Genomic DNA, 5,213 nt, shown 5'->3' with positions numbered 1-5,213 from the left:
GAAGCGTGTATGCTGTAACATTTGAAGTTACAGACCTAGAACCAAGATTTGTTCAAACCATTGAAACTAAGACGGTAAAAGATGAACAAATATTTTGGTTTGACAACATAGAAGTTGATGCAAAAGGTATTATAGCTGCACTAGATGCAGAATTTGGAGAGCTAAAACCATACTCACCAATAAGCAAAAACTTACTAAAGAAAGCTTTTCAAAAAATGGTATCTAAAGATAAAAATGATGAAATTAAAATAACATATAAGAATTTAGAGTTTTATTTAACTATAGCTCGTGGAGAGTTTGAAACAAATAAATTAGGCATGTTTCAGGTGGGACACCCATAGCCATCAGACTAAAAGAAGTAATAAATCTATTAACTAATATAAATTTTAAATTATACAAAAAAGGTAAACCTTAATTAACACTGAATAATGTTTAGAATTACTTGTTAAAAATCTCTTTATATTTATATAAAAAAACATATGTAAACTTAACTTCAAACACTTTTAATACAAATAACAAATAACTATAGTTTATTAAAATTAATAAACTATAGTTATTTATATTTTCTTTGATTAATTTTGTTAATTTCTTATATATGAACAATAAATAAATTATAAAAGGTACTATTTTTCAAGAGTACCTTTTATAATTTATTTACATACTAAAACCATATTTTTTGTTTTTTTGATTTTCATTTTGTTGAAGTTTATTTTTAAACTCTAATTGAGTTTTATCACTACAACTAGAAAGGATCTTATTAAATTTATTTAAATTAGATTCTAAAGAATTACTTTTTTTTATTAATTTTTCGTGTTCTACAATCAATGAAAGATATTTATGTCTAAAATGATTTGTATTCTTTTCTAAAATTTTAATTTCTTCTTGAATTTCTTTTCTAATTTCATATTCTAATTTTTTTTTCTTTTCATCAAAATTCCACTGCAAATAATCATAAGATTTGATAATTTCATTGTTATTTTCCAATTGTTCTTCTAAAGATTTAATTTTTTTGTCTAAAGATTTATTTTCTTTTTTTAATTCCAGGTTATTATTTAAAATTTTTTCGTACTTGTCTATTATTTTAGAATAATCATCGTTTAAAAGCTTTATTTTACCTCCTAGAAACGTTTTTTCTGTCTTAATAGAAACAATACCCTCTAAATCATTATTTGCAATTCTATGAGCATTTAAATCGCTTTTAAGACTATCTATTTCTTTTTCTAATTTTTTTATAGTTTCTTTTTTAAAATCTTCAACTTTTAAATATTTTTCTTTAGAACCTTTAACCCCACGCTCTATATTAAAACCTAAACTTTTTAAATGTTTTGGTAGTTCATCTTGTATCATTCTTAAAAATTGCCTATTAATTAATTTTTTAGCTGATAAACTACCATCTGAAGTTATAGGAACAAAAGAAAAATGCATATGTGGAGTTGTTTCATCAAAATGAACATTAGAAGCAATAACATTATGAATACCAACTTTATCACATAAAAAATTACAACTTTCCGAAAAAAAATTAATAATTTCACTTTTTGATAAAGACTTAAAAAATTCTCTATCAGAAGTTATAATACTTTCAACATAAACAATAGCATCTTTTCTAACAGCTCTATTTGATTTTCTATTTTCTTCAATGATATTATCAATTGTTTTTAAATAATTAATTTTTTCAAAATTAGATATATCAAAATTCTCTTTTGTTCTATGTAAAGTTATATCTTTATTAGCATAATTTTTATTTTCTCTTTGATTATGCTTTTGAAGTCCAAAGACATTACCCCTAGTATATTTTTGAAATCTACAAACACAATAACTCATATAATCTCCTTATTTGTTATTTGTACTACTTAGAATTACTAAAGTAATACTCAAAATTACTAAGAACTACCAAATGATTAAAATGGTAATACTTCCATTTTAAGTATAACACACTATACTTTATTGCATAAAGGTGTGCAATTGCATTGAGCTTTAAGGGGCTTGCCCCTCTGACTTTGTCATTCACCCAGTAGCTACCGCCTTACACTGTAATTTCATTACATTCAATTATAGTTTCAGTTGGTCAAATAACTATTGCAAGAAGTATAAAGGTATTAAAAGAATATGGTTTTGTAGCAATTCTTAAAAGTGAAACTGCTAATGTTTATGTAGTAAATAAAGATTTAGCTTGAAGTAGTTAGGGAAATAATCAAAAATATTGGAAATTTACAATAAATGTTATGCTTAGCGTTAAAGAAAATGAAATAACTTTGAAAAAAAAATAGATGGATAGAGTTCTATCCATCTATTTTTTTTTCAAAGTTATTTCTTGAGTTATTGAAGAATTTTCTTTAAAACATTCATTTAATATATTTAAAACTATTTTAATCAATATTTTACTTCTACCAAAAAAAATAAATAATGATAAACCCGATAAATATAAGATATTTAATCTTAATGAAATTATCTTAAAATCACAATTTGAATATATAATAGCTAATAATAAAATAGAAACGAAACCTGAAATTATAGCTATTTTTATTGTTTTTATTAAACATGTTGATTGATTATATCTTTGAATTAAGCGTAATATCCTTTTATCACACATGGATATTAGTATTGTTGCTACAGTTATTATTGCTCCAACAAGAATTGATAAAATAGTTATAGTTATTGAAAGCAGATCTTGAAATTTTATTGTATTAGTATCAAAAGATATATATTTTAATATTTCTTTAATATTAAAAAAGTTTTTAAATAATAAGAAAATAATTATTAAAAAAATATTATAAATTAAAAATTTTTTAATAAAAAATATAATATCTTTTTTAAACTTATCACAGTTTATTTTTTTCAATTGCTCCACCTCCATTTATAAAAACCTTTAACTATCAGTAAATTTTTTGCATTTACTAAAAGTTTCAACTAAAGTAACATCAAATCTTGAATGCATATTATATAATATTTTATCAAATGCTTTTGGATCATTTTTAGTTACAGAAATTTCAATACTATCATTTAATTTATTACTAATTAAATCTAAAATCCTAATATTATCATTATCAAACATTTTTACTTTTAAAGAAGTTGTAGCATTTTTATTTTTCTTAAAAAAATTAACTACTTTTTTTAATTTTTCTTTTACAAGATAACCTTTAGTTCTTCCAACTCCAAATTCAATTTTACCACTTAATGCAGACAAACTGTTTCCATATTTTAAAATTGCTTTTATACTTTCTTCATTTTCTCCTTCACTTAATTGAATAAGATTACTAATATCAGTATATCCTATTACTATACTTTTATATTCTATTCCTTCATCATCAGAAATAGTACAATATTTATCCTCATATACAATTGGAAATAAGTCTATTTTTTCTTCAGTATATTCTGATAAAAACTTTGATATTGCACTAAAAGAAATACTAACTCTATTATTTTGCAATATAATTACTTGAGTTTTTTCATCAAAAATCATGCAACATTCTTGTCCAATAAATTCATCTTCATCTAATGCTTCAGCAACTTCTGTATTATCATCTAATTTAGTTATAAATGGTGCATCAATTATATTTCTTAAAAAACATAATTCCCAACGTTGCTTTTCTTTATCATAATTCATCTTTTTTAACTGCATATTTCCTTCACCATATTCTTGAACTCTTTCTGCTGATGAAATAGAATCTAAATACTTTAATAGAGTTGATAACTTAGCTAATTTTTTATTATTATTTTCATCTCTTATAATTCCATAAAAATAGTAAAGTTTAATTTTTTTATTTGCCATTTTTCCTCCTAATTCTTTATACCTCAAAAAATATAAATTTAAGATATATTAACCCATTAAATTATAGTTTTTTTTATTGTATATTAAAATCTTTCATATGGCAAACTTTGTAAAAAAATGAAACATAAAATTATATATTAAATTTATAATTATTTTTAAATTTTATCTAAAATAAAACTTTATTCTGATACAAGTTTTATGAGACACTTCAAATGCTAATTATTAGGTATTTAACGTAGTATTTCAATAAGGTATGGCTATTAAGACAGATTTATACTAAAAAAATAACTAGATGCAAGGTTACCTTTCCTCTAGTATTTAGGTAATAGTATTTATATAGTATTTATATAGTATTTAGACTACGCTTAAACCCTTGATTTTACTAGCTTTACATTATGTAAAGGAGACAGATTAAGAGTGAAATGGGACAGATTAAGAGTGAAATGGGACAGATTAAGAGTGAAATGGGGACAGATTAAGAGTGAAATGGGACAGATTAAGATTTTTTGTCTTATTAAATAGGACAAAACCCTCATTGATGTCCTATTTAATGGGTGATATAATATTCATAAAGGTATTTAATGAAAGAGGTATAGGATAAAATGGATGATAAAAAAGGATTGGCTCTAGTAAATACTCCTAATAACATTGCTCGTGGGAAGATTGAAATAGATGTCCAAATAAATAGACTTTATTATAACATATTAAAAAATATACAAAGAGATAATAGAGAGCTTATAATAAAAATTAAGAAAACAGATATTCTAACACCAGAACAAGAAGATATATTAAAAAAAATAGATACAATGAGTACATTAAGTTGTACATTATCAAAAGATGAGATTGATAATATATTTAAAAATAATAATTATAGAACTGATCAGGAAATAAAAGAAAGATTTAATGCACTACAAACAGCAATCTTTAAATTCACAACAGGAGAAACAAATAGTATGGTGCAATTAATTGGTAGAGTAGACTATGACAATAATAGTTATACAGTTCAATTAGATGCAAAACTATATAAATACTTATTTTATAATCTGGAAGTTGGGTACACTCCAGTAAATTTAGCTACATTATTTAATTTGCAAGGACAATATGCACAAAATTTATATATATTACTACGAGGTTGGACAGGCACAAGAAGAGAAATCGAATTTACTGTAGAACAATTAAGGGAGAATTTTAAAGTTGGCTCTAAATATAAAGCATATAAAGACTTCAAGAAACGTTGCATACTTCAAGCTATTGGTGAAATTAACAAGACAGGTTCAATGATAATTGATGCAGATATAAAAGAACGTAAAAAAGGTAGAAGCGTGTATGCTGTAACATTTGAAGTTACAGACCTAGAACCAAGATTTGTTCAAACCATTGAAACTAAGACGGTAAAAGATGAACAAATATTTTGGTTTGACAACATAGAAGTTGATGCAAAAGG

5 protein-coding genes are annotated in these 5,213 nt (G+C 23.5%); 2 read left to right on the top strand and 3 right to left on the bottom strand.

Translation table 11 applies throughout. From position 1 onward, the window contains the following. On the top strand, positions 1-341 hold a 341-nt coding region (locus GBZ86_RS17265), incomplete at its 5' end, for a hypothetical protein (RefSeq protein ID WP_170272242.1). Positions 342-654: 313 nt separating this feature from the next. Here GBZ86_RS17265 and mobV read toward each other — a convergent pair. The 3 genes from mobV to GBZ86_RS12370 form a co-directional block, all read right to left on the bottom strand. Continuing rightward, a complete protein-coding gene (gene mobV, locus GBZ86_RS12380; RefSeq protein WP_152891111.1) occupies positions 655-1,821 on the bottom strand; it encodes a MobV family relaxase in 1,167 nt (388 codons plus the stop codon). Positions 1,822-2,287: 466 nt separating this feature from the next. Beyond that, positions 2,288-2,839 (bottom strand): hypothetical protein, encoded by a 552-nt coding sequence (locus tag GBZ86_RS12375; RefSeq protein ID WP_152891110.1) that lies wholly within the window; start codon positions 2,837-2,839, stop codon positions 2,288-2,290. A 27-nt stretch (positions 2,840-2,866) separates the two neighbouring features. Continuing rightward, positions 2,867-3,769 (bottom strand): DUF6731 family protein, encoded by a 903-nt coding sequence (locus GBZ86_RS12370; RefSeq protein WP_152891108.1) that lies wholly within the window; start codon positions 3,767-3,769, stop codon positions 2,867-2,869. A 602-nt stretch (positions 3,770-4,371) separates the two neighbouring features. Here GBZ86_RS12370 and GBZ86_RS12365 point away from each other — a divergent pair. After that, positions 4,372-5,213, top strand: an 842-nt coding sequence (locus GBZ86_RS12365) for a replication initiation protein (protein ID WP_152891106.1), incomplete at its 3' end; no start/stop codon positions are given.

It is taken from the genome of Clostridium tarantellae, from assembly GCF_009295725.1.
GTDB lineage: Bacteria > Bacillota > Clostridia > Clostridiales > Clostridiaceae > Sarcina > Sarcina tarantellae.
This window is presented reverse-complemented; position numbering and strand designations above follow the sequence as displayed.

What these genes read in the sequence shown, in the direction of transcription:
- mobV (WP_152891111.1), bottom strand. Translation starts at nt 1,821, where the DNA reads ATGAGTTATTGTGTTTGTAGATTTCAAAAATATACTAGGGGTAATGTC.
- GBZ86_RS12370 (WP_152891108.1), bottom strand. Translation starts at nt 3,769, where the DNA reads ATGGCAAATAAAAAAATTAAACTTTACTATTTTTATGGAATTATAAGA.